Below are 21,350 nucleotides of genomic sequence, written 5' to 3' on the forward strand. Positions count from 1 at the left end.
GGGGACGCCTTTCTCGACAATCCACTGTGCATATGCACGGACTACAGGTCGAGCTGAGGCGCCCAGTTCCGTACCCCCGCCGCGCGCCAGCCGAGGATGCCCGCTCCCAGCATCCCCGCGCGGACGCCCAGTGCCGTCTGGCGCAGCGGCGGGGGCTTGCGGAAGCTCAGGCGCTCGGTCATGCGGTCGCGGAGCGGCATCAGCAGGGCCTCGCCGGCCTCGCCGAGGCCGCCGCCGATGACGATCATCGCCGGGTCCATGAGCAGCGTGTACGACGCCAGCGAGATCGCCAGGGCCTCGACGGCCTCGGCCAGCACCGCGTAGGCGTGGGGATCGGTGGCCGCGTTGGCCATGACGTCGACCGCCGTGGCCGGTTTTCCGGTGCGCTCGGTGTAGCGGCGGCCGAGGGAGGCCGCCGAGGCGTAGGTCTCCAGGCAGCCGGTCTGGCCGCAGGCGCACCGCTCGCCGTCGGGCCACACGGGGGTGTGGCCGATCTCGCCGCCCCAGCCGTTGACGCCCCCGTAGGGCTCGCCCTTGATGATCAGGGCGCCGGCGATACCCGTACCGATGGGCAGGAAGAGGAAGTCGGTCACGTCGCGCCCGGCCCCGAAGACGCTCTCGGCCAGGCCCGCCGTCTGCACGTCGTGGCCCAGGCTCACCGGCAGCCCCTCGGGCACGAACGCGCCCGCCGGGACGTCACGCCAGCCGATGTTGGCCGAGAACAGGGCCGTGTCGGCGTCGACGATGCCGGGCACCGCCAGGCCCACGCCGCGCGGCGGCCCGTCGCCGGAGGCGGCGAGTTCGGCCACATAGGCGCGGATGTTGGCGACCACGGCCTCGGGCCCGTCCTCCCGCCCGGTCGGACGACCGGGGAAACCGGTCACCTCGCCCGATTCGCTGACGAGGCCGCCCTTCATCGATGTTCCGCCCACATCCAGGGCGACCACGTAACTCATCCGGACATCTAATCTCACGACCGGCCGAGTACGCGAGACAGGGCCGCCTCCACCTCCGCCGCCAGGTCGGCGGGCACCGAAGGCCGCCCGGGGCCGCTCTCGCCGGCGCTGCGGACGTGGCCGCAGGAGCGGCACTCGACCTCGCCCAGGCGGCAGACCAGGGCCGTCGAGCCGCACGAGGAACAGGCGTCGAGTTCGAGGTCATGGGCTCGCTGGCAGTCCGGGCAGATCAGGACCTGGGTGTCAGAGCGGACCCCGCGCCTCCACGGGCTCGCGCCACGAACCGGGTCGGTCTGCCGGGCCCCGCATCGGTAGCAGGGCATGTCGGCCTCCCCTACAGCTCGCTGAGGACTTTCCGATAGTCGGCGACGTCGCGCGCCTGCCCGATCGCGGTCGCGACCGTCCAGCGCACCACGCCCTCGCCGTCGATGATGAAGGTCCCCCGAGAGGCGACCCCCTTCACCTCATCGAAAACACCATAAAGACGCGCGACCTGACCGTGGGGCCAGAAATCCGAGAGCAGGGTGACGTCCCAGCCCTCGCGGTCGGCCCAGGCCCGCTGCGCGAACATCGAGTCGACCGAGACGGCAAGCACGGCCGCGTCGTCGAACCCGTGGAGATCGTGGAGTTCGCCCTGGCAGACGCCGGTGAAGGCGAACGGGAAGAAGACCAGCAGCACCTTCCGGCCGCGGAGACCCGACAGCCGGACCGGCGTGCCGTGCTGGTCGGTCAGTTCGAAGTCGGGCGCGACAGACCCGGCGGTCGGCATGTCCATGATCGCTCCGCCCGTAGTGAGCCTGCCGTACGGCGGCGGCCGTACGGCAGGACGGGGCCCAGCCGGCTAGCGGCGGCCCTTGAAGACGAGTCTCGTGCCCGACCAGTCTCTGGCCGCGCTGATGCTGCTGGTCTGCGCGAGGCCGGCGGTCGTGGCATCCTCACCGATGTCGCTCGGCTCGACGTGGCCGTCACGGCCCGCCTTGGGGGTCAGCAGCCAGATCTGGCCGCCGTCCGCCAGCGCCGTGGTCACACCGCTCAGGATGTCGAACAGATCGTCATCCCCGTCGCGGTACCACAGGAGCACCACGTCGACGACCTCTTCATAGTCCTCGTCGACCATCTCGTTGCCGGTCAGCTCCTCGATGGACTGACGAAGCGCCTCGTCGCTGTCCTCGTCCCAGCCGACCTCCTGCACCACCTGACCCGGCTTGAGGCCGAGTCGTTCGGCCAGGCCGCGCTCGCCCTGCGCCTGACCCGCGGTCGCGCTCACTCTCATCCCTCCTGCTCGGATCGACCCCGCTCGGAAACCGCTGCGGGTATCGTTCGGCACAGTCCACACGCTGTGACCCATCGTCGTCAACGGTCGCCACGGTCAGTGACCCGCACCGTTATCTACGATTCGGACAAATAGGACAAACGAACACGACGTTCCATGTTGTCCACGTTGAGATCCACGATGGCGATCGACTGCCAGGTGCCCAGAGCCAGCCGCCCCCCGATGACGGGCACCGTCGCATAGGGCGGAATCAGGGCCGGCATCACGTGAGACCGCCCGTGGCCCCGGGAGCCGTGGGCGTGCCGCCAGCGGTCGTCGGCCGGGAGCAGGTCGCCCAGCGCGGCCAGCAGGTCGTCGTCACTGCCGGCGCCCAGTTCGATCAGCGCCACGCCCGCCGTCGCGTGAGGGACGAAGACGTTGAGAAGACCGTCGCCTCCGGCGTCTCCGACGAACCTCGCGCATTCCGCGGTGATGTCGTGCACCCGTTCCCGGGAGCCCGTCCGCACCTCGATGACCTGAGATCTCACATCGGGATACTAAGGTGCGGCCTGCCCGTAAATCGGGGCCGTGCGACCAGGTGAGGGACAACCTAGGTCAAAACGTTACGCTGACGAAGTGAGCACACCCGGTGGTGGCGGGATGTGCAAGCTTGGGCGAAAATCGTCCTACCATCGGTGGTCTAGGCCAAAGACCACCCGGTTACCCCGCGGTAGAGATGCATCTTCCGCAGGGAGCAGCCAGGATGGAACCCGAACCCTAGACCGACAAAAGTCCATTCTCGGAAGGCGAGACCCAGTGGCTTCCGGACGCCAGCGTTTCTCGATCATCAGTGACGGCCTACCCAGCCAGTTCCCTGATGTCGATCCAAGCGAGACCCAGGAGTGGCTTGAGTCGCTCGACAACGTCGTCAGGACGGAGGGGCGAACCCGAGCGCGCTATCTGATGCTCCGCCTGCTCGAACGGGCGCGTGAGCATCAGGTCGGCGTCCCGGGTCTGCGCAGCACCGACTACATCAACACGATCGCCCCCGAGCGCGAGCCGTGGTTCCCCGGCGACGAGTACGTCGAGCGGCGCATCCGCGCCTACAGCAGGTGGAACGCCGCGATCATGGTGACCAGGGCCAACGCCCGCACCAACGTGGGCGGCCACATCGCCACCTACGCCTCGGCCGCGTCCCTCTACGAGGTGGGCTTCAACCACTTCTTCCGCGGCAAGGACCACGGCGAGTCGGGCGACCAGGTGTTCTTCCAGGGCCACGCGGCCCCCGGAATCTACGCGCGCGCCTTCCTCGAGGGCCGCCTCACCGAGACCCAGCTCGACGCCTTCCGGCAGGAGCTGTCGCACGGGTTCAAGGGGCTGCCCTCCTACCCCCACCCGCGCCTGATGCCCGACTTCTGGGAGTTCCCCACGGTCTCCATGGGCCTGGGCCCGATCGGCGCGATCTACCAGGCGCGGTTCAACCGCTACCTGCACGACCGCAAGATCAAGGACACCTCGCGCAGCCACGTGTGGGCCTTCCTCGGCGACGGAGAGATGGACGAGCCCGAGTCGCTCGGCGCCATCGGTCTCGCGGCCCGCGAGGAGCTCGACAACCTGACCTTCGTCATCAACTGCAACCTGCAGCGGCTCGACGGCCCGGTCCGGGGCAACGGCAAGATCATCCAGGAGCTCGAGTCGTACTTCCGGGGCGCCGGATGGAACGTCATCAAGGTCGTCTGGGGCCGTGACTGGGATCCGCTGCTGGCGGCCGACGTCGACGGCGTGCTGGTCAACCAGATGAACACCACGCCTGACGGCCAGTTCCAGACCTACTCGGTCGAGAACGGCGGCTACATCCGCGACCACTTCTTCGGCGGCGACCCGCGCCTGCGCAAGATGGTCGAGCACCTGTCCGACGACGAGATCCGCAAGCTCTCGCGCGGCGGTCACGACTACCGCAAGGTCTACGCGGCCTTCAAGGCGGCCCGCGACCACGTCGGCCAGCCGACGGTCATCCTGGCGCAGACGATCAAGGGCTGGACGCTGGGCAAGGACTTCGAGGCCCGCAACGCCACCCACCAGATGAAGAAGCTGAGCAAGGCCGAGCTCAAGGAGTTCCGCGACCGGCTCTACCTTCCGATCCCCGACAAGGACCTCGAAGGCGACCTGCCGCCCTACTTCCACCCGGGCGCCGACAGCGACGAGATCGCGTACATGAAGGAGCGGCGCCACGCGCTGGGCGGGTTCCTGCCCAAGCGGGTCATCCGCGCCAAGAGCCTCAAGCTGCCGGGCGACGACGCCTACAAGCAGCTCTCCAAGGGCTCGGGCAAGCAGAACGTCGCCACCACCATGGCGTTCGTCCGCCTGCTGAAAGACCTCATGCGCGACAAGGAGATCGGCAACCGCTTCGTGCCGATCATCCCCGACGAGGCCCGCACCTTCGGCATCGACGCCATGTTCCCGACCGCCAAGATCTACTCGCCGTACGGGCAGACCTACGAGGCGGTCGACCGCGACCTGCTGCTGTCCTACAAGGAGTCGACCGAGGGTCAGATCCTCCACGAGGGCATCACCGAGTCGGGCTCGATGGCCTCCACGATCGCGGTCGGCTCGGCGTACGCCACGCACGGCGAGCACATGATCCCGATCTACATCTTCTACTCGATGTTCGGCTGGCAGCGGACGGCCGACCAGATGTGGCAGCTGGCCGACCAGATGGGCCGGGGCTTCCTGCTCGGCGCCACCGCCGGCCGCACCACCCTGAACGGCGAGGGCCTCCAGCACGAAGACGGCCACACGCCGCTCATCGCCTCGACCAACCCCGCCGCGATCTCCTACGACCCGGCGTGGGCCTACGAGGTGGCCCACATCGTGCGCGACGGCCTGCGGAGGATGTACGGCGAGAACGCCGAAGACGTCTTCTACTACCTGACCGTCTACAACGAGCCCTACCAGCAGCCCGCCGAGCCGGCCGACCTCGACGTCGAGGGCCTGCTCAAGGGTCTCTACCTCTTCGCCCCCGCCAAGGGTGACGGCCCCAAGGCCAACATCCTCGTGTCGGGCGTCGCCGGGCCGTGGGCCCTGGAGGCGCAGCGCATGCTGGCCGAAGAGTGGGGCGTGGCCGCCTCGGTGTGGTCGACCACCTCGTGGTCGGAGCTGCGCCGCGACGCCCTCGCCTGCGAGGAGCACAACCTGCTCAACCCTGAGGCCGAGCCCAAGGTCCCCTACGTCACGGCCAAGCTGTCGAACGTACCCGGGCCCTTCGTGGGCGTCAGCGACTACATGCGGGCCGTACAGGACCAGATCGCGCAGTGGGTGCCGGGCGACTGGACCTCGCTCGGGACCGACGGCTTCGGCCTGTCCGACACGCGGTCGGCGCTGCGGCGGCACTTCCACGTCGACGCGGCCTCGATCACCCTGGCGGTGCTGACCCAGCTCGCCAAGCGCGGCGAGGTGAAGCCGGAGACGCTGAAGGACGCGATCGCCCGCTACCACCTCAAGAACGGCGTCACCGAGATCGGCACCACCGCCGAGTCGAACGACACCGAGGCGATGGGCGTCTGAGCCCAGGCGTCTCTCAGAAGGCCCCCGAGTGTCTCGGGGGCCTTTCTGTTTCCGGTACGCCCCAGAGCCGGGCCAGCAGCACGAGGAGCGGCCCGGCGGGGTCGGGCTCCGACGGGTCGTCGAGGGCCCACCGGTCGACGGCCGCGAACACCCCGGCCGTGGCGGCCTCGATGCCCGGGACGACGTCGATCACCCCGATGCGGGCCCCGTCGGCGACCAGGTCGGCGATCCAGCCGTCGCCCCCGGAGCCGCCGCCCGCCGCCAGCACGGCCCGGTCGTCGGGATGGTCGCGCAGGTGGGCCGACAGGCGCAGCGAGCCCGCCCGGAGCCGCTCCCAGAGGTCGGCGGCCGACTCGGCCGGCCGCCACGGGCCGAGCACGTCCAGGGCCCGTCCGGAGGCGTCGGCGACGACGGCCGACCACAGGTCGTCCTTGCCGTCGAAGTAGTGGTAGGCCGAGGTCTTGGAGATGTGGGCGTCGGCGATGATCTGGTTGAACGAGGCCGCGTCCTTCCCGTCTCGGGCGAAGTGGGCGCGCGCGACCGCCAGGATCGCGGCCCGGGACTCGGCGGGCAGCCGGTCGAAGCGAGGCAGCGGCATCAGGTTCCCCAGGTGTGCTGGACGCGGGACGTCATGATCCAGTGTGCCGCCCAGAGCGGGATGGCCACGGCCCCTCCGGCGTAGCCGGGCAGGCCGGGGAGCAGCGACAGGATCTGGAAGGCGCACCAGCCGTACCCGAGGATCGACCACCACCGCAGGAACTCCGGCGTCACGCGCCCGGTCAGCGCGGCGCGGACCTTCCCGACGATGAAGAAGTCCTCGGTGAAGTTGTACGGGATCGCGAACATCCACCACACCGACCCGGGCCGGTCGGCGCCCGCCAGGACGAGGGTCCGCCGCAGGGTCCGGCAGTAGAGGGCGACCAGGCCGAAGAAGACCGCGACGAAGGCGGTCCCGCCGACCGGCCCGGCGGCGGTGACCTCGCCGAGGATGCCCGTGCCCCATTGCGGGGCGTAGAGGGGGTAGGCGATCAGGGCGGTCACCAGCACGGTGCCTGTAACTTTCACTAAGACAGTCCGCATGTACTGATGGTACACACACCTGGTTCCCGTCTAGTGGTACGGGATGAGGGCCTCGTCCAGGGCCGTCCGGTTCAGGATGCGGAGGAGGGCCGAGGTCATGGTCGCCGTGTCGGTGTCGAAGTCGGAGTGGCTCCGGGCGGCGCAGTGGTCGGTGATCGGGGTCATCGTCCCGGCCAGCACGACCGGGACGTCCAGGCCGGTCAGATGCTTGGCCATGCCGAGGATCGGCACCTCGCCGCCCGCCTGGGCGGGCCGCTCGAAGGCGCGGGAGACCAGGTAGAGGATCGACTTGCGGTAGACGGCGCCGCACACGTCGCCGAGCTCCAGGTCGTCGGTCAGGGCGAACGTGGTGAACCGGCCGATCCGGGGGAGCAGGGGCGCGAGGGTGCGCCGGAAGTCGTCCACAGTGATCGCGGGGGCCAGGAACGTCGTGGACGCGATCGGGACCTCCGCCGCCACCAGGCGTTCGGCCAGGGCGGTCAGGAAGATCGAACCGGCGCTGTGGCCCACCAGGTGGACGCGGGTGCCCGGGTGCAGGTGGTTGCGCAGCGCCAGCGCGGTCAGGGTGGCGCCGGGGTGCGGCGACCGGGTGGCGGTCCAGTCGATCTCGGCCGCCACCGGCTCCGAGGCGGCGCGGGCGTTCTGCTTCATCTGGTCCCAGGCCCAGGCCAGGCTGCCCCGCGCCAGCACCTCCACCGCGCGGTCGGCCTGCTCGGTCAGCCACTCCGCCGGGCCGCCGGCGGGCAGGAAGCGGCGGGCCAGATCGGCCAGCTGGTCGAGGAGGGTCTCGACCGGGCCCGTCTGCCAGGCGAAGGTGATCGGGTAGATCCGGTTGGCCAGCCACCAGTCCAGGTCCCGCCGGGCGATGTCCTGGCCCCGGCCGCCGCTGGTCAGGCCGCCGTGGGCGTAGAGGACCACGTGGCGTTCCGCGCCGCCCCACTTGGCGTGCGTGGCGTCCATCTGGGTGAGGGCGGCCTCGATCTGGCGGGGGGAGCTCTCGAAGGTCCCGATCCTGGCCAGGCGGCCGTCGTTGCCCAGGTTCACGACGTAGGGGGCCAGGTCGACGCCTGAGGCGGCGGCGGCGGCCTCCGGGGCCGGCCGGGTGCGGGTGCCCAGCGGGGTGCCCCGGACGCCGGGGCGGACGGCGAAGGCGTCGTAGGCGGTGGCGAGCCACTCGTCGTAGGGGAGGGTGGCGAAGCCCCCGCCGGCCCACGACGGGCCCCACGAGTTCTGCACCAGGAAGCCCGTCTCGTCGTAGCCGACCAGCGCGAAGGCGTGGCCGCCCAGCGACGCGTGGCCGCCCAGACGGCGGATGACGTGGGCGCCGTTCTCCAGGCACGGCTCGCGCCAGCCCTCGTGGACGAGCGCCGACACGCACACCGCGCCCGCCTCGGCGATGGCCGACTGCATGTCGTCGAGGTTGCCGGGGGTCACCCGGTAGTAGGCGCCCATCGGGATGCGGGCGGCCTCCGCCGCGACCAGCGGGTCGTTCAGGTCGGGTTCCGGGACGGTCCAGGCGTCCTCCTGGAGGACGCCGTGGTGGTACCAGCCCTTCAGGACGCCGCGGAGCGAGGAGCCGATGTCCTCCTCCCCGGCGAACTCGTCGTAGCGGCGGCCGAGGCGGTAGAGCATGTACGGGCTCACCGCCAGCCCTTCGCGCGCCGAGGCGATGACGGCGGCCAGGGCGTGGCCGGTGCAGGAGGCCCCCTCCTGGGTGAGGACCCGCCGGCCGGCGCGGTTGTCGACCGCGTCGGGCAGCGGCCGCAGGAGGGGGCGGTAGGGGAGGTCGCGGGCGTCGTACACGTCGGGGAGCACCGCCGCGACGAAGGCGCGGCCGTCGACGAGGATGGTCCCGGGAGGGACGGCTCTGGCCATGTCCGCAACGGTAGGAACGGGCCAACGGGCCTGCCACCGGGTCTGCCCTGGGGTTTTCCCTCGGGTAATGGAAACCCCAAGTCACTCACAAGTGGTGGACAAGGCGACTGTCCGACGATCAGTGCCGTGAACCTCAGAAGAATCATCGTCGCCACTGCGGCGGTGTCGGTGCTCGCCGCATCTCCCGCGTACGCGGATGAGACGCCTGACGTCCCGATCGGGACCCGGCTCGCCGCGCAGACCCACCCCGCCGTCCAGCTCACCAGCCTCACCTACACGGGCAAGGTCAGCGTGCCCACCCCGGCCGTCAACGAGGCCAACCTCTACGCCCTCGTCGACAAGATCACCGCCGACGTCGTGGCCGGCAAGGTCGCCTCCGACCAGCGGACCATCGCCAAGTACATGTTCGAGCAGATGAACGCCAACGTGGGCGCCTACCTCGTGCCCGGCACCCCGAACCGCGTCGTGGACGCCGAGGTCGGCGGCATGTGCACCGGCTGGTGGGTCACCCCCGACGGCTACATGGTCACCGGCGCGCACTGCGTCGAGATGGGCGAGAAGGAGCTCCACGACGTCTTCGCCCAGCAGGCGCTCTCCAAGTTCTACGAGGAGGACGCCCAGGGGATCCTGGAGATGGTCAAGGACCTCTCGCCCGACGAAGAGATGATCAAGCTCGCCGAGAACCTCTTCATCAACTTCAACGCGGCCAACATGCAGGTCAACGGTCTCAAGAAGGAGATCGCGGTGCTGCAGGCCCACCCCGGCGGCGGCGTCGACAAGACCGCCAAGCCGATCGTGGCCGAGCTCGTCGACGTCGGCGAGAGCTACCCCGGCAAGGACTACGCGCTGCTCAAGGTCAACGGGCAGCAGAACCTGCCGACCGTGCCGCTGGGCGGCGACGCCGACGTCCAGGTCGGTTCGACGCTGTACATCAGCGGGTTCCCCGGACTGGTCACCAACACCCCGTTCTTCAGCCTGGAGTCGAAGCTCGACCCGGCGCTGACCGAGGGGCCGTACAACGCGCTGCGGACGACCGACAAGGGCGTGCCGTACATCCAGACGCAGGCGCCCTCCTACCACGGCAACTCCGGCGGGCCGGTCTTCTCCAAGGACGGCGACGTCATCGGCATGCTGATCGCGGGCACGGTCTCCGAGGGCGGGGAGGCGTCGGAGAACGAGTCGTTCGTGCTCCCGATCTCGGTGATCAAGGAGAAGCTGAACGAGAAGGGCATCAAGCCGACCGCGTCGGCCACCACGACGCGCTGGAACACCGCCCTGGACGCCTTCTTCCTGAAGCACTACTCCGAGGCGCTGCCCATCTTCCGCGAGGTCCAGGCGCTGCACCCGACCCACCCGTGGGTCGCCGAGTACATCACCAACTCGCAGCAGGCCATCACGGCCGGCAAGGACGAGTCGCCGCAGTCGTCGGGCTTCTGGCTGCTCATCGGCGCCGGGGTGATCGTCGCGATCCTGCTCGGCCTGGTGCTGCTCCGCCTGCTGGTGAAGAGCGCCAAGCGCAAGAAGCGCGCCCAGATCCCGGTCTACAACGGCGCCCCGCCCTACCAGGCGCAGGCCCAGCAGATCCCGGCCTACCAGCCGCCGCAGGCCCACTCGCTGCCCCCGGCCGAGAGCACGACCCGCTACCGGCCGCCGTCGCAGCCCTACCAGGCCTACCAGCAGGCCCACGGCGGGCAGCAGCACGGGCAGCAGCACGGGCAGCAGCCGAACGGTGGACCGGTTCCGCAGCCCCAGCCCTACGGCCACCAGCCCCAGCAGCCGCAGCCGCGGGACCGGAACGTCGCCGACCTGGAGCGCGAGCTGGAGCAGCTCCGCCGCCAGCTCGGCAACCGGCCGCCGCAGTAGCGGGCCGGACGCGAGAAAGGCCCGTCTTCTCCACGGGCCTTTTCTGTTCGCATAAACACGGGATAAGCGAATTCGCTTAACGGGTGTTTAGCGGGGTCTCGCTAGAAATTGCGCATGACCCGATTCAGAATGGCTTTGGTCGCGGCGGTGCCGCTGTTCCTGGCCGCGTGCGGAACCGCCCAGCAGAGCGGCGTCGCGACCGCCGGAGGCGCGTCCGCCTCCGCCCCGGCGCCCAGCCCGGCCGCGTCCGGAGACGCCGTCAAGTTCGCCCAGTGCATGCGTGAGCACGGCATCGACGTGCCCGATCCGGAGCCGGGCGGCAACGCCGTCAGGGTGCGGATCAAGGAGGGGGTCGACCCGGCGACCGTCGAGAAGGCCAACGAGGCGTGCGAACAGTTCCGGCCGATCGGGGCCGGGCCGGGAATGGGCGACGCGCAGTTCGCGGACGCCGTGCAGAAATACACCGACTGCATGCGGGACAACGGCGTCGACATGCCCGATCCGAAGGTCGACGGCGGGCGGATGCTCATCCGGGCGCCCAAGGACGTCATGGACTCCCCGGAGGCGAAGAAGGCACAGGCGACCTGCGAGAAGCACCTGCCCGGCGGGGGCCCTAAGTGAGGAAGGGGCTGCTCGCCGGGGGAGTGGCGGTCGCCGCGCTGGCCGGCGGCGGCGTCGCGGCGGCCACCCGTGACACGCCCCCGCCGCCCGCGCCGGTCGTGGCGGAGACGGCCGACATCACCCGCGGCGACCTGGCCGACGCAGAGACCGTCGGCGGCACCCTCGGCTACGAGAACCGGCGCGACCTGCCCAACGCCGCCCGCGGCACGGTCACCTGGACGCCCGAGGAGGGCGCCGTCATCCGGCGCGGCAAGCGGCTCTACGCCGTCTCCGGCAAACCCGTCATCCTCATGTACGGCGCCACGCCCATGTACCGCCGGCTCGACACCGCCACGTCGGGGCACGACGTCCGGCAGCTGGAGCGCAACCTCAAGGCGCTCGGCTACGACCCCGGCACGGTCGACGACGACTTCACCTGGACGACCCGGGAGGCCGTACGGGACTGGCAGGAGGACCTGAACCTCGACGAGACCGGCACGGTCGGGCCCGAGGAGGTGGTGGTCGCCTCCGGCCCGGTGCGGGTCGCCCAGGTCACGGGCGAGCCGGGCATGCCCGCCGGACGGTCGGTCATCGCCACGACCGGCACCAAGCGCGTCGTCCACGTCGACCTCGCCGCCTCCGACCAGCAGCTCGCCCGGCTCGGCGCGGCGGTGACGCTGGAGACCCCCGACGGGCGGACCGGGAAGGGGAGGATCACCTCGATCGGCACCGTCGCCCGGCCGCCCGCGCAGGAGGGCGGCGAGGCGACGATCGACGTCGAGATCACCGCCGAGGGCCGGCTCGGCCGGTTCGACCAGGCCCCCGTCGACGTCGGCCTGACCGGCGAGACCCGCAAGGACGTGCTGTCGGTGCCGGTCGAGGCGCTGCTGGCTTTGCGCGAGGGCGGCTACGGCGTGCGGATCGCCGGCACGGTCACCAAGGTCACGACCGGGCTGTTCGCGGCCGGTCGGGTCGAGATCGAGGGCGCCGGGCTGACCGAGGGGATGAAGGTCGAGGTGCCCGCCGAATGACCGCCGTCATCGAACTGACCGGCGCCGCCAAGACCTACCCGGGGGGCGTGCACGCCCTGCGCGGCGTCGACCTGCGCGTCGCGACAGGCGAACTGGTCGCCATCGCCGGGCCGTCGGGGTCGGGCAAGTCGACGATGCTGCACCTCATCGGCACCCTCGACCGGCCCTCCGAGGGCACCGTGAAGATCGCCGGGTACGACGTCGCCACCCTGTCGGACCGGGAGCTGTCGGCGCTGCGCGCCCGCCGCATCGGCTTCGTCTTCCAGCAGTTCCACCTGGCCGACGGCGTGACCGCGCTCGACAACGTCGCCGACGGCCTCCTGTACGCCGGGGTCGGCCGCCGCGAGCGCCGCGAGAGGGCCGCCGACGCGCTGGCCCGGGTCGGCCTCGGCCACCGGCTGGGCCACCGGCCCAACGAGCTGTCGGGCGGCGAGCGCCAGCGGGTCGCGGTGGCCCGCGCCGTCGTGGGCGATCCGGCGCTGCTGCTCGCCGACGAGCCGACCGGCAACCTCGACTCGGTCTCCGGTACGGGGGTGCTCACCCTATTGGGGGAGCTGAACGCGGCCGGCACCACCGTGGTGATCATCACGCACGACGCCGACGTGGCCGCGGCCGCGCCGCGCCGGATCAGGCTGCGCGACGGCGTGGTGGTCTCCGATGGCTGAGCTGCGTCCGGCCCGGCTCTCCTGGGGCGACCTGGTCAGGGTCGGCGCGGCCGGGCTGCGGGTCCGGCCCGCGCGGGCGGTGCTGTCGGCGCTCGGCATCGCCATCGGCATCGCGACCATGGTCGCCGTCGTCGGGATCTCGTCGTCGTCCAAGGCCCAGCTGCTGGCCGAGCTCGACCGGCTCGGCACCAACCTGCTGCGGGTCACCCCCGGTCAGAGCCTGTTCGGCGAGCCGACCGCGCTGCCGGAGACCGCGCTCGCGATGGTCGGCGCGGTCGGACCGGTCGAGGTGGCGGGCGCGACCGGCGACACCGGGACGCCCGTCTACCGCACCGACCGGATCGACCCCCAGTCGACCGGCGGGCTGACCACGCGGGCCGCCTCTCCCGAACTGCTGCGGGCGCTGCAGACCCCCGTCGCCGAGGGCGTCTGGCTGAACGAGGCCACGGTCTCCCTCCGGGCCGTCGTGCTCGGCGCGGTGGCGGCCGACCGGCTCGGGGTGCGCGACGTGGGAGAGCAGCTGTGGATCGGCGGCCGGTGGTGGACCGTCGTCGGGGTCCTCGCGCCCTCGCCGCTGGCGCCCGAGGTCGACCGGTCGGCGCTGGTCGGGTTCGCGGCGGCCGGGACGTACCTGAACTTCGACGGCCACCCGACCACGATCTACACCCGGACCGACCCGTCGCAGGTCGACGCGGTGCGGGCGGTCCTCCCGGCCACCGCCTCGCCGGAGAACCCGGAGGAGGTGGAGGTCAGCCGGCCGTCCGACGCGCTGGCGGCGCGGGCCGCCGCCGACTCGGCGTTCACCGGCCTGCTGCTGGGGATCGGCGCGGTGGCGCTGCTCGTCGGCGGGGTGGGGGTGGCCAACACGATGGTCATCTCGGTGCTGGAGCGCCGCAGGGAGATCGGCCTGCGCCGCTCGCTGGGGGCGACCCGGGGCCAGGTGCGCGGCCAGTTCCTCGCCGAGTCGCTGCTGCTCTCGGGCCTGGGCGGGGTCGCCGGGGCGGTGCTGGGCGGGGCGGTGACGGTGGCGTACGCCACCTGGATGGGCCTGCCTCCGACGGTGCCGGCCTGGGCGCCGGCCGGGGCGCTCACCGCGACCCTGCTGGTCGGGACGGTCGCCGGGCTCTACCCGGCGATGCGGGCCGCCCGGATGTCGCCCACCCTCGCCCTGAGCGCTTAACCGGCGTTTACCCCCGGAACGGCAGGATGCGGACCATGCGGGTGCTGGTGGCCGAAGACGAGAAGGTGCTGGCCCGGGTCGTGGCGGCCGGGCTGCGCCGGGAGACGATGGCGGTGGACGTCGTGCACGACGGCGACGCCGCCCTGGAACGCGCGCTGACCAACGACTACGACGTCATCGTGCTCGACCGCGACCTGCCGGCGGTGCACGGCGACGACGTGTGCCGCCAGCTGGTCGCCCGGCGGATCCCGGCCCGCATCATCATGCTCACCGCCGCCGGCGACCTGCGGTCGAAGGTCGAGGGCCTGTCGATCGGCGCCGACGACTACCTCGCCAAGCCGTTCGACTTCCCCGAACTCGTCGCCCGGCTCCGGGCGCTGGCCCGGCGGGTGCCGCTCGCGCACCCGCCGGTGCTGGCGCGGGCCGGGGTGACCCTCGACCCGGCCCGCCGCGAGGTGTTCCGCGACGGCCGGTACGTCGCCCTCAGCCCGAAGGAGTTCGCCGTGCTGGAGATCCTGCTGCGGGCCGAGGGCACCGTGGTCAGCGCGGAGGACCTGCTGGAGAAGGCGTGGGACGAGAACATCAGCTACTTCACCAACTCGGTGAGGGTCACCGTCATGACCCTGCGCAGGAAACTCGGCGACCCGCCCGTCATCGAGACCATCACCGGCGCCGGATACCGCCTGTGAACCGCATGCCGATCAGGGCCCGGCTCACCGTCGTCTACGGGAGCCTGTTCTGCGCGGCGGCGCTGGTCCTCGTGATGATCAACTACATCGTCGTCAGCAGGCAGCTCACCCGGCGGGTGACGATCCGCCTGCCGCTCGACGACCTGCCGCCGCTCACCGGCGACAAGCAGCTGTTCTTCTTCAACAAGCAGGTCGAGGACTACCACGAGACGGTGCTGGGCGCCCTGGTCTGGTGGTCGCTGCTCGCCGCCGTGCTGGTCGGCCTGGTCGGCCTGGCCGTCGGCTGGTACGTCGCCAAACGCGCCCTCGACCCCCTGCAGCACGTCACCGAGACGGCCCGCCGCCTGTCGACCGACACCCTGCACCGGCGCATCTCGATGACCGGGCCGCACGACGAGATCAAGGACCTGGCCGACACCTTCGACTCGATGCTCGAACGCCTCGACAACGCCTTCGACGGCCAGCGCCGCTTCGTCGCCAACGCCTCCCACGAACTGCGCACGCCCCTGGCCATCAACCGCGCGCTGCTGCAGGTCTCCATGTCCGACGGGCTGATCCCCGCGTCGCTGCGGCCGGTCCGCGACGAGCTGCTGGCGTCCAACTCCCGGCAGGAACGCCTCATCGAGGGCCTGCTCACCCTGGCGCTGAGCGAACGCGACCTGAGCGGACGGGAATCGGGCGACCTGGCCGAGCTGGCCCGCCCGTCGCTGCTGGCGCACGGCCTGACGGTGTCGCGCCAGTTCCCGGCGCCGGTGATGGGCGACGGGGTGCTGCTGGAACGGATGATCCGCAACCTGGTCGACAACGCGGTGACCTACAACGACGATCGCGCCGAGGTGACGGTCCGGACGGGCAACGGAGCGGGCCATTCGTACGTGACCGTGGAGAACACCGGCCGCGAGATCGCCCCCGCCCAGGCCGCCCGGCTGTTCGACCCCTTCATCCGCCTCGACCCCGATCGGACGGGATCGGCGGGCGGGGCGGGGCTGGGTTTGTCGATCGTCCGGGCCATCGCGCGGGCCCACGGGGGGACGGCGGAGGCCCGGCCACGGGAGGGCGGGGGGCTGATCGTGACGGTCCGGCTACCGCTCCTCGTCGAGGTCGCTGCCGTCTGACCGGGCCGCGTCGTCGGGCTTCGGGGACTCGGCGGCAGAGCGGAGGGCGCGGCGGATCTCCTCTGCGCCCAGCGCCGCGTGGTCGACCGTCACCGTGAACTCGCCGCCGTCGCGCAGTGCGACCAGCAGGGCCTCGCCCTTGCGGATCAGGACCGCGTGGGTGCGCAGGTTGCGCAGCCGCCAGCCCCAGCCCCACTGGCTCGGGTCGACCTCGATCGCCTCGGCCGTCTCGATGTCGGCCAGGTCGACGCGGCGCAGCGACGGCAGCGGCAGCCGGCCGCGCACGGTGAGCGTGCGGCCGTCGAAAACGGCGGTGACCCCCGACCACAGGTGGAGCCCGGCCAGCGAGATCAGGGCCGGGATGACGGCCCACTCGCTGCCGACGACGGTCACGCCGAGCAGCAGGCAGGCGGCGGCGAGGGTGTTGCGGAACAGCGGGCGGTTCTCGGCCGTCCCGATCCAGATCGACCGGCCCCGGCGGGGCGGCCCGGCCACCGGGTCGTCGGGCAGCGCCTCCTCGTCGTCGCGGCGGCGGCGCAGCGGGCTGACCGCCAGCGCGCCGAACACGGCGCCGGCCGCGCCCATGGCCATCACCAGCGCCGGGGCGTAGCCGGGGGAGCGGGCCTCCTGCCAGGTCGGGGCGTCGAGGTTGCTGAGGATCGGGCCGATCAGGGCTCCGGTGTTCAGCAGCACGATCAGCCCGAGCGCCACGCCCGCGGCCGCGCGGCGGCCGATGGAACCGTCGGGGCGCAGGAACGCGACCAGGCCGAAGACGGCCCAGACGACGGAGCTGAGGATCAGGTCCTCGACGACGGAGGACCACAGGGAGGCCGCCTGGTCGGGACGGCCCTCGGTGAAGTGGACGGCCACCGGGTCGGGCAGGCGGTCCTGGAGCGTCAGCGGCAGGATGGCCGCCGCAAGGTGGATGAGCGCCGGTAAGAGGAGAACCACTCTCGCGAAGTGTGAGGACGCCCTCTTCACCTGATGGTCCTGAACGTGCGAGCGGATTTCACTGGTCCAGGATCTTGTCATAGCTTGGCCCGCTTTGGAAAGCATGTACCACTAGTTCCACCAGCCTGCCCTGAGTCAGCCCCACCCGATGGGCCTCGGCCGCCACGTGGGCGATGGCGCGGGCCAGCCGGGGGTCGCCCACACCGGGCGGTTGCGCCACCACGACGGTGCCGCGGCCGCGCCGGACCTCCAGCAGGCCCTCGTCCCTGAGCAACGCGTACGCGCGGAGAACCGTGTGGAGGTTCACCTGGATGTCATTGGCCAGATCCCTGGCGGGAGGCAGTCGGTCGCCCGTGCGGAGTAGTCCATTGGCCAGAGCGTGGCGGATGCTCCTGGCGATCTGGTCGAACAGGGGTTCCGCCGAGCTCGGATCGATGCTCAGGCGCATGCGGCACTCCCAGCCATCAGCCTGGCCGACGGCACGGTCAGGCGGTTCCACATACCTCGAACGCGAGGCGCGATCATCTTGACACCGCGTCTGCCCGGCCTGTCGTTACGGCCCCATCTGGTCGCGGTGCCGGCCGGGGGGTCGAGGGCGCCGCCAGGAGTGGCGTGTTCGAAGGTCGACACCCCCAAGGTTCTCTCATGACTTGTTCTATGACAACTATGTCAACCCGCCTGGCACAGGCAGGCATTTACAGCGTTGTTTGAGAAGTTATATAACAAGCCAAGTTGGTATCAAGACGGCAACGACCTGGAGTTGGCATGCGACCAATGATCGTCGGAACCATCGTGACCATTTGCGTCATAGCGGCGGGATCGGCCGCGGCGGCGTCCGACCCGCCGGTGAGATACACGGGAGAAGAGCTCTTCTCGGGCCTCCTCCTCTCCCAGGGCCCGGCGGCGGAGACCTACGCCGACCTGCGCGGCCCCCACTCGAACGTCGTCTGGACGGCGGCCGAGGCCAGCCGGCTGACCGGCCGCATCAAGGCCCTGGATCCCCGGTTCTTCGCCTCCTTCAAGGCCGACGTCACCAGCGGCGACCGGGTGCGGGTGCACCGGGCCGCGAATCGGGCGGGCGAACTCGCCGTCAAGGCATACGGGGCCGGCGCCCTCTCCGAGGCGGCCCCCGCCTCGCCGGGCCTGGCCAAGTTCGTCGTGGTCAACCGCACCATCATGAAGCAGACCAGCGTCGTGGTGAACCAGAACAAGTACTGGAGCGGACCCGACCCGTCCGCGAGCAAGCTCGACCACGAACGGTGGGCCGACGAGGTGGCCGACCGCCTCGCTCCATGACGGCGCGGACGGGCGGCGACCGCTGCCTCGGGGCTGCGACGGTCGCGATCGGGCTGGGCTGGATCGTCGTCATCGGCTATGTCGTGCTCGGGCAGCTGCCCTCGCCGGCGCTCGAACTGCCCGGCCAGCGGGTGGTCGCGCGGCACTCCCAGGCGATCGCCCCCCAGGGCTGGGCCTTCTTCACCAAGTCGGCCCGCGATCCGGTGGAGGCCGCCTGGCAGCGCGACTCCGGCGGGACGTGGCGGCCGGCGTCGTCCGGCCCGCACGCCGGGCACAACCTCTTCGGGCTCGACCGGGCGTCCCGGGCACAGGCCGCCGACCTGGGCGTCCTGGTCGCCGCGGTGCATGCGGCCCGGTGGGCCGTCTGCGACGACGGCCTGGTGGACGCCTGCCTCGCCCGGGCCGGGGCGGCCTACCCGGTGACCAACCCGGCGCCGGCGCCCCTGCTGTGCGGGGAGATCGGGATCACCCGGCGGGAGCCCGTCCCGTGGGCGTGGGCCGACGCCGCCGACCGCACCCGCATGCCGGTGACGGCGGTCCGGCTGGAGGTGGCGTGCTGACCCGGCTCGGGGCCGCCGTCCGCGCCCGCGCGGAGACGAGCCCCTGGACGAACGTGTACGGCCTGGCCCGCACGATGCTCGCGGTCGCCACGCTGCTGACCCTGCTGGCGACCGACACCACGAGCCTGTTCCGGCCCGTGGCGGGGGTGCCCGACTTCCCCAACTGTGATGACATCGCCCAGTACGGCCTGTTCTGCGTCGCCGGCCCCGGGCCGGGCCGCTACATCGGGATCGCCGTCCTGGTGGTCGTGGCGACCGGATGGCGGCCCCGGTTCACGGCTCTGCCTCACTGGTGGGTCACGGTCAGCTTCCAGGCGTCCGGCAGCCTGCCCGACGGGGGCGACCAGGTCGCGGCGGTCATGACGTTGCTGCTGCTGCCGGTCGCGCTCACCGACGGGCGGCCCTGGCACTGGGGACCGGCCGCGCGGGTGGCCGACCCGGCCCGGTCGCTGCTGGCCTGGTCGGCGTTCCTGGTGGTCCGACTGCAGGTGGCCGGCATCTACCTGCAGGCCTCGATGGCCAAACTCGGACGCGAGGAATGGGCGAACGGGACCGCGCTGTACTACTGGCTCAACGACCCCATGTTCGGGAGTCCCGAATGGGCCTCCTGGCTGCTCCGGCCGGTGCTGGCCAGCGCCGCCGGGGTCACCCTGCTCACCTGGGGGGCGATCGCGGTCGAGTTCGCCCTCGTGCTGGGACTGGTGGCGCGGCGGGAGGCGTGGCCCTACCTGCTCCTCGCGGGGCTCGGCCTGCACGCGTCGATCGCGCTGCTCATGGGGCTGGGCAGCTTCGCGCTGACCATGATGGCCTGCCTGGTGCTCTATCTGCGCCCGGCGGACACGCCCCTGCCCGGTCCCGTCCCCATGCCGGTCCACGGGTGGCGTCCCGCCCTGCGGCCCGGCCCTGTTCGTGATCTCTCCACCAAATACTGAGCAACTGGGAGGTGCCATGACCGGCGGTCCTGTGAACGGTTTGGTCAGGAAAACCCACAACGGCGAGCCCCGGCCCGAAGCGACTCCACAGCGGCTGGGGATCGACCGGTCGGTCGTCACCCGGCGGACCGGGCTCCAGTTCCCCAACCAGCTCTCCTATCCGGCCTGGGAGCGCATAGGCAAGCAGATCTCGCTGATCTGTGACTCCTCCTCCTGGTGGCTGGGCGACTGGCTGATCTACGGCGAGCAGGCCTACACCGACCGCTACCGGATGGCGATCGAGCAGACCTCGCTCGACTACCAGACGCTCCGCAACTACGCGTGGGTGGCGCGGCGGTTCAGCCTGTCGCGCCGCCGCGACAAGCTGAGCTTCGCCCACCACGCCGAGGTCGCCGCCCTGAGCGAGGAGGACCAGGATCTGTGGTTGCGCCGCGCTGAGCACTTCGGCTGGTCCCGCAACCGGCTGCGGCGCGAGCTGCGCGGCTCGGCCCGGATCGCGGCGGCCGGGGAGGCCCGGCAGGTGGAAGAGGGGAACGGTGAGCCGAGGAAGCGGGCCCGCGCGGCCCGCGCCGCCGGCCCGGACGGCGACGTGCAGCTCACCTACAGCCAGGAACAACTCGAACGCTGGAAGCTGGCGGCCAGCCTGCAGAACAGCGACCTGGTCAACTGGATGGTCGAGGCCCTCGAAAGCATCGCCCAGGAGGTCATCGGCCAGAAACAGCCCGTGGGCTGACCGGCCGCCTCGGGCCGTCTCCGCGTATTCGCGGGGGCGGCCCTTTCCTTTTGTCAATGCCTTTCCGCGATGTTTGCCGCCGCCGGAGTGGGCGTGCTTATTCTTCAGCGCCTTTAAAGAAAGGACGGATGATGAAGGGAATCGTGCTGGCCGGCGGCAGCGGATCGCGTCTCTATCCGCTCACCCTGGCGACCTCGAAACAGCTCCTCGCGATTTACAACAAACCGATGATCTATTACCCGATTTCCGTGCTGATGCTGGCCGGGCTGCGGGACATCCTGGTGATCTCGACCCCCGGCAGCCTCCCGGCGCTGCGCAACGTGCTGGGCGACGGCTCCCAGCTCGGCCTGAACCTCTCCTACGCCGCCCAGCCCGAGCCCAACGGCATCGCCGAGGCGTTCATCATCGGCGCCGACCACATCGGGACCGACCCGGCGGCGCTGATCCTGGGCGACAACTTCTTCCACGGCGCCGGCTTCCCGCGCATCCTGCGGGCCAGCCGCGAACGCCTCGACGGCTGCGTCCTGTTCGGCTACCCGGTCTCCGACCCCGAGCGCTACGGCATCGGCGAGACCGACGCCGAGGGCCGGCTCGTGTCGATCGAGGAGAAGCCGCTGCGGCCCAAGTCGGACAACGCGATCACCGGCCTGTACTTCTACGACAACGACGTCGTGGAGATCGCCCGCGCCCTGACGCCGTCGAAGCGGGGCGAGCTGGAGATCACCGACGTGAATCTGGCCTACCTGAAGCAGGGCCGGGCCCACCTGAACCGGCTCGGCCGGGGCTTCACCTGGCTCGACACCGGCACCCACGACTCGCTGCTGGCGGCCAGCCAGTACGTGCAGGTCATCGAGCACCGCCAGGGCGTGCGGGTGGCCTGCCTGGAGGAGATCGCGCTGCGCATGGGCTACATCGACGCCGACGCCTGCGCCCGTCTCGGGGCCGGGATGAAGAACTCCGAGTACGGCCGGTACCTGATGGAGATCGCGCAGTCGCTCGGCTCCTGAA

At 71.2% G+C, this 21,350-nt stretch carries 23 protein-coding genes; 13 read left to right on the forward strand and 10 right to left on the reverse strand.

Translation table 11 applies throughout. From position 1 onward, the window contains the following. Window positions 1–41 precede the first annotated feature (41 nt). The 5 genes from FDA94_RS18860 to FDA94_RS18880 all read right to left on the reverse strand — a co-directional run bounded on the left by FDA94_RS18860 (window position 42) and on the right by FDA94_RS18880 (window position 2,756). Entirely contained in the window at window positions 42–956 is a 915-nt protein-coding gene (locus FDA94_RS18860; protein WP_137248377.1) for an ROK family protein, read from the reverse strand. Window positions 957–970: 14 nt separating this feature from the next. Continuing rightward, the gene (locus FDA94_RS18865) at window positions 971–1,279 is read right to left on the reverse strand and encodes a hypothetical protein (protein ID WP_137248378.1); all 309 of its coding nucleotides are present in this window, start codon (window positions 1,277–1,279) and stop codon (window positions 971–973) included. An 11-nt stretch (window positions 1,280–1,290) separates the two neighbouring features. After that, window positions 1,291–1,731: a peroxiredoxin gene (locus tag FDA94_RS18870; RefSeq protein WP_137248379.1), complete on the reverse strand. Its 441-nt coding sequence runs from the start codon at window positions 1,729–1,731 to the stop codon at window positions 1,291–1,293. 66 nt (window positions 1,732–1,797) lie between these two features. Then, window positions 1,798–2,223 carry a DUF3052 domain-containing protein gene (locus FDA94_RS18875; RefSeq protein WP_062334571.1) on the reverse strand — a complete coding sequence of 142 codons (426 nt, stop codon included), beginning with the start codon at window positions 2,221–2,223 and terminating at the stop codon, window positions 1,798–1,800. 122 nt (window positions 2,224–2,345) lie between these two features. Then, window positions 2,346–2,756, reverse strand: coding sequence for a secondary thiamine-phosphate synthase enzyme YjbQ (locus FDA94_RS18880; RefSeq protein WP_062334568.1), 411 nt, complete (start codon window positions 2,754–2,756; stop codon window positions 2,346–2,348). 268 nt (window positions 2,757–3,024) lie between these two features. Here FDA94_RS18880 and aceE point away from each other — a divergent pair, with 268 nt between their 5' ends. Then, a complete protein-coding gene (aceE, locus tag FDA94_RS18885) occupies window positions 3,025–5,772 on the forward strand; it encodes a pyruvate dehydrogenase (acetyl-transferring), homodimeric type (RefSeq protein WP_137248380.1) in 2,748 nt (915 codons plus the stop codon). 13 nt (window positions 5,773–5,785) lie between these two features. On the opposite strand, the gene FDA94_RS18890 is transcribed toward aceE, so the two are convergent. The 3 genes from FDA94_RS18890 to FDA94_RS18900 are packed head-to-tail and all read right to left on the reverse strand — an operon-like array spanning window position 5,786 to window position 8,727. Then, entirely contained in the window at window positions 5,786–6,370 is a 585-nt protein-coding gene (locus tag FDA94_RS18890) for a TetR/AcrR family transcriptional regulator (RefSeq protein WP_137248381.1), read from the reverse strand. After that, a complete protein-coding gene (locus FDA94_RS18895) occupies window positions 6,370–6,852 on the reverse strand; it encodes a hypothetical protein (protein WP_137248382.1) in 483 nt (160 codons plus the stop codon). Before FDA94_RS18895 ends, FDA94_RS18890 begins: the two co-directional genes overlap by 1 nt. Window positions 6,853–6,882: 30 nt before the next feature. After that, on the reverse strand, window positions 6,883–8,727 hold the full coding sequence (locus FDA94_RS18900; protein ID WP_137248383.1) for a C1 family peptidase: 1,845 nt from the start codon (window positions 8,725–8,727) through the stop codon (window positions 6,883–6,885). 126 nt (window positions 8,728–8,853) lie between these two features. On the opposite strand from FDA94_RS18900, the gene FDA94_RS18905 reads away from it, so the two are divergent. From FDA94_RS18905 to FDA94_RS18935, 7 genes are all read left to right on the forward strand, one after another. After that, a complete protein-coding gene (locus FDA94_RS18905; protein WP_137248384.1) occupies window positions 8,854–10,590 on the forward strand; it encodes a S1 family peptidase in 1,737 nt (578 codons plus the stop codon). A 114-nt stretch (window positions 10,591–10,704) separates the two neighbouring features. Continuing rightward, window positions 10,705–11,211, forward strand: coding sequence for a hypothetical protein (locus FDA94_RS18910; protein WP_137248385.1), 507 nt, complete (start codon window positions 10,705–10,707; stop codon window positions 11,209–11,211). Beyond that, complete coding sequence (locus FDA94_RS18915; RefSeq protein WP_137248386.1) at window positions 11,208–12,221, forward strand: peptidoglycan-binding protein; 1,014 nt, start codon at window positions 11,208–11,210, stop codon at window positions 12,219–12,221. Before FDA94_RS18910 ends, FDA94_RS18915 begins: the two co-directional genes overlap by 4 nt. After that, complete coding sequence (locus tag FDA94_RS18920; RefSeq protein ID WP_137248387.1) at window positions 12,218–12,886, forward strand: ABC transporter ATP-binding protein; 669 nt, start codon at window positions 12,218–12,220, stop codon at window positions 12,884–12,886. Before FDA94_RS18915 ends, FDA94_RS18920 begins: the two co-directional genes overlap by 4 nt. After that, on the forward strand, window positions 12,879–14,066 hold the full coding sequence (locus tag FDA94_RS18925) for an ABC transporter permease (RefSeq protein ID WP_137248388.1): 1,188 nt from the start codon (window positions 12,879–12,881) through the stop codon (window positions 14,064–14,066). Before FDA94_RS18920 ends, FDA94_RS18925 begins: the two co-directional genes overlap by 8 nt. Before the next feature lie 35 nt (window positions 14,067–14,101). After that, complete coding sequence (locus FDA94_RS18930; RefSeq protein WP_137248389.1) at window positions 14,102–14,755, forward strand: response regulator transcription factor; 654 nt, start codon at window positions 14,102–14,104, stop codon at window positions 14,753–14,755. Window positions 14,756–14,760: 5 nt separating this feature from the next. Beyond that, window positions 14,761–15,870, forward strand: coding sequence for a sensor histidine kinase (locus FDA94_RS18935; RefSeq protein WP_246060034.1), 1,110 nt, complete (start codon window positions 14,761–14,763; stop codon window positions 15,868–15,870). Here the strand turns inward: FDA94_RS18935 and FDA94_RS18940 are convergent. Both FDA94_RS18940 and FDA94_RS18945 read right to left on the reverse strand, forming a co-directional pair. Continuing rightward, the gene (locus FDA94_RS18940; protein ID WP_137248391.1) at window positions 15,838–16,821 is read right to left on the reverse strand and encodes a hypothetical protein; all 984 of its coding nucleotides are present in this window, start codon (window positions 16,819–16,821) and stop codon (window positions 15,838–15,840) included. The two genes, FDA94_RS18935 and FDA94_RS18940, sit on opposite strands and share 33 nt — an antisense overlap. A gap of 58 nt (window positions 16,822–16,879) precedes the next feature. Beyond that, window positions 16,880–17,269, reverse strand: coding sequence for a GntR family transcriptional regulator (locus FDA94_RS18945; RefSeq protein WP_137248392.1), 390 nt, complete (start codon window positions 17,267–17,269; stop codon window positions 16,880–16,882). Between the two features lie 326 nt (window positions 17,270–17,595). Here FDA94_RS18945 and FDA94_RS18950 point away from each other — a divergent pair, with 326 nt between their 5' ends. From FDA94_RS18950 to rfbA, 5 genes are all read left to right on the forward strand, one after another. Beyond that, entirely contained in the window at window positions 17,596–18,117 is a 522-nt protein-coding gene (locus tag FDA94_RS18950) for a sporulation delaying protein family toxin (RefSeq protein WP_137248393.1), read from the forward strand. Continuing rightward, window positions 18,114–18,677 (forward strand): SdpA family antimicrobial peptide system protein, encoded by a 564-nt coding sequence (locus tag FDA94_RS18955; protein WP_137248394.1) that lies wholly within the window; start codon window positions 18,114–18,116, stop codon window positions 18,675–18,677. The genes FDA94_RS18950 and FDA94_RS18955 overlap by 4 nt, the downstream gene beginning before the upstream one ends. Further along, complete coding sequence (locus tag FDA94_RS18960) at window positions 18,671–19,609, forward strand: sporulation-delaying protein SdpB family protein (RefSeq protein WP_137248395.1); 939 nt, start codon at window positions 18,671–18,673, stop codon at window positions 19,607–19,609. The genes FDA94_RS18955 and FDA94_RS18960 overlap by 7 nt, the downstream gene beginning before the upstream one ends. Window positions 19,610–19,625: 16 nt before the next feature. After that, window positions 19,626–20,342 carry an LmbU family transcriptional regulator gene (locus FDA94_RS18965; protein ID WP_170991017.1) on the forward strand — a complete coding sequence of 239 codons (717 nt, stop codon included), beginning with the start codon at window positions 19,626–19,628 and terminating at the stop codon, window positions 20,340–20,342. A 131-nt stretch (window positions 20,343–20,473) separates the two neighbouring features. Next, window positions 20,474–21,349 carry a glucose-1-phosphate thymidylyltransferase RfbA gene (gene rfbA, locus FDA94_RS18970; RefSeq protein WP_137248441.1) on the forward strand — a complete coding sequence of 292 codons (876 nt, stop codon included), beginning with the start codon at window positions 20,474–20,476 and terminating at the stop codon, window positions 21,347–21,349. The last annotated feature ends 1 nt before the right edge of the window (window position 21,350 follow it).

Origin of the sequence: Herbidospora galbida (genome assembly GCF_005233835.1) — a bacterium.
GTDB lineage: Bacteria > Actinomycetota > Actinomycetes > Streptosporangiales > Streptosporangiaceae > Herbidospora > Herbidospora galbida.

What these genes read in the sequence shown, in the direction of transcription:
- FDA94_RS18890 (WP_137248381.1), bottom strand. Translation starts at nt 6,370, where the DNA reads ATGCCGCTGCCTCGCTTCGACCGGCTGCCCGCCGAGTCCCGGGCCGCG.
- FDA94_RS18870 (WP_137248379.1), bottom strand. Translation starts at nt 1,731, where the DNA reads ATGGACATGCCGACCGCCGGGTCTGTCGCGCCCGACTTCGAACTGACC.
- FDA94_RS18900 (WP_137248383.1), bottom strand. Translation starts at nt 8,727, where the DNA reads ATGGCCAGAGCCGTCCCTCCCGGGACCATCCTCGTCGACGGCCGCGCC.
- FDA94_RS18910 (WP_137248385.1), top strand. Translation starts at nt 10,705, where the DNA reads ATGACCCGATTCAGAATGGCTTTGGTCGCGGCGGTGCCGCTGTTCCTG.
- FDA94_RS18860 (WP_137248377.1), bottom strand. Translation starts at nt 956, where the DNA reads ATGAGTTACGTGGTCGCCCTGGATGTGGGCGGAACATCGATGAAGGGC.
- FDA94_RS18950 (WP_137248393.1), top strand. Translation starts at nt 17,596, where the DNA reads ATGATCGTCGGAACCATCGTGACCATTTGCGTCATAGCGGCGGGATCG.
- FDA94_RS18935 (WP_246060034.1), top strand. Translation starts at nt 14,761, where the DNA reads ATGCCGATCAGGGCCCGGCTCACCGTCGTCTACGGGAGCCTGTTCTGC.
- FDA94_RS18930 (WP_137248389.1), top strand. Translation starts at nt 14,102, where the DNA reads ATGCGGGTGCTGGTGGCCGAAGACGAGAAGGTGCTGGCCCGGGTCGTG.
- FDA94_RS18965 (WP_170991017.1), top strand. Translation starts at nt 19,626, where the DNA reads ATGACCGGCGGTCCTGTGAACGGTTTGGTCAGGAAAACCCACAACGGC.
- FDA94_RS18920 (WP_137248387.1), top strand. Translation starts at nt 12,218, where the DNA reads ATGACCGCCGTCATCGAACTGACCGGCGCCGCCAAGACCTACCCGGGG.
- FDA94_RS18945 (WP_137248392.1), bottom strand. Translation starts at nt 17,269, where the DNA reads ATGCGCCTGAGCATCGATCCGAGCTCGGCGGAACCCCTGTTCGACCAG.
- rfbA (WP_137248441.1), top strand. Translation starts at nt 20,474, where the DNA reads ATGAAGGGAATCGTGCTGGCCGGCGGCAGCGGATCGCGTCTCTATCCG.
- FDA94_RS18955 (WP_137248394.1), top strand. Translation starts at nt 18,114, where the DNA reads ATGACGGCGCGGACGGGCGGCGACCGCTGCCTCGGGGCTGCGACGGTC.
- FDA94_RS18895 (WP_137248382.1), bottom strand. Translation starts at nt 6,852, where the DNA reads ATGCGGACTGTCTTAGTGAAAGTTACAGGCACCGTGCTGGTGACCGCC.
- FDA94_RS18925 (WP_137248388.1), top strand. Translation starts at nt 12,879, where the DNA reads ATGGCTGAGCTGCGTCCGGCCCGGCTCTCCTGGGGCGACCTGGTCAGG.
- FDA94_RS18865 (WP_137248378.1), bottom strand. Translation starts at nt 1,279, where the DNA reads ATGCCCTGCTACCGATGCGGGGCCCGGCAGACCGACCCGGTTCGTGGC.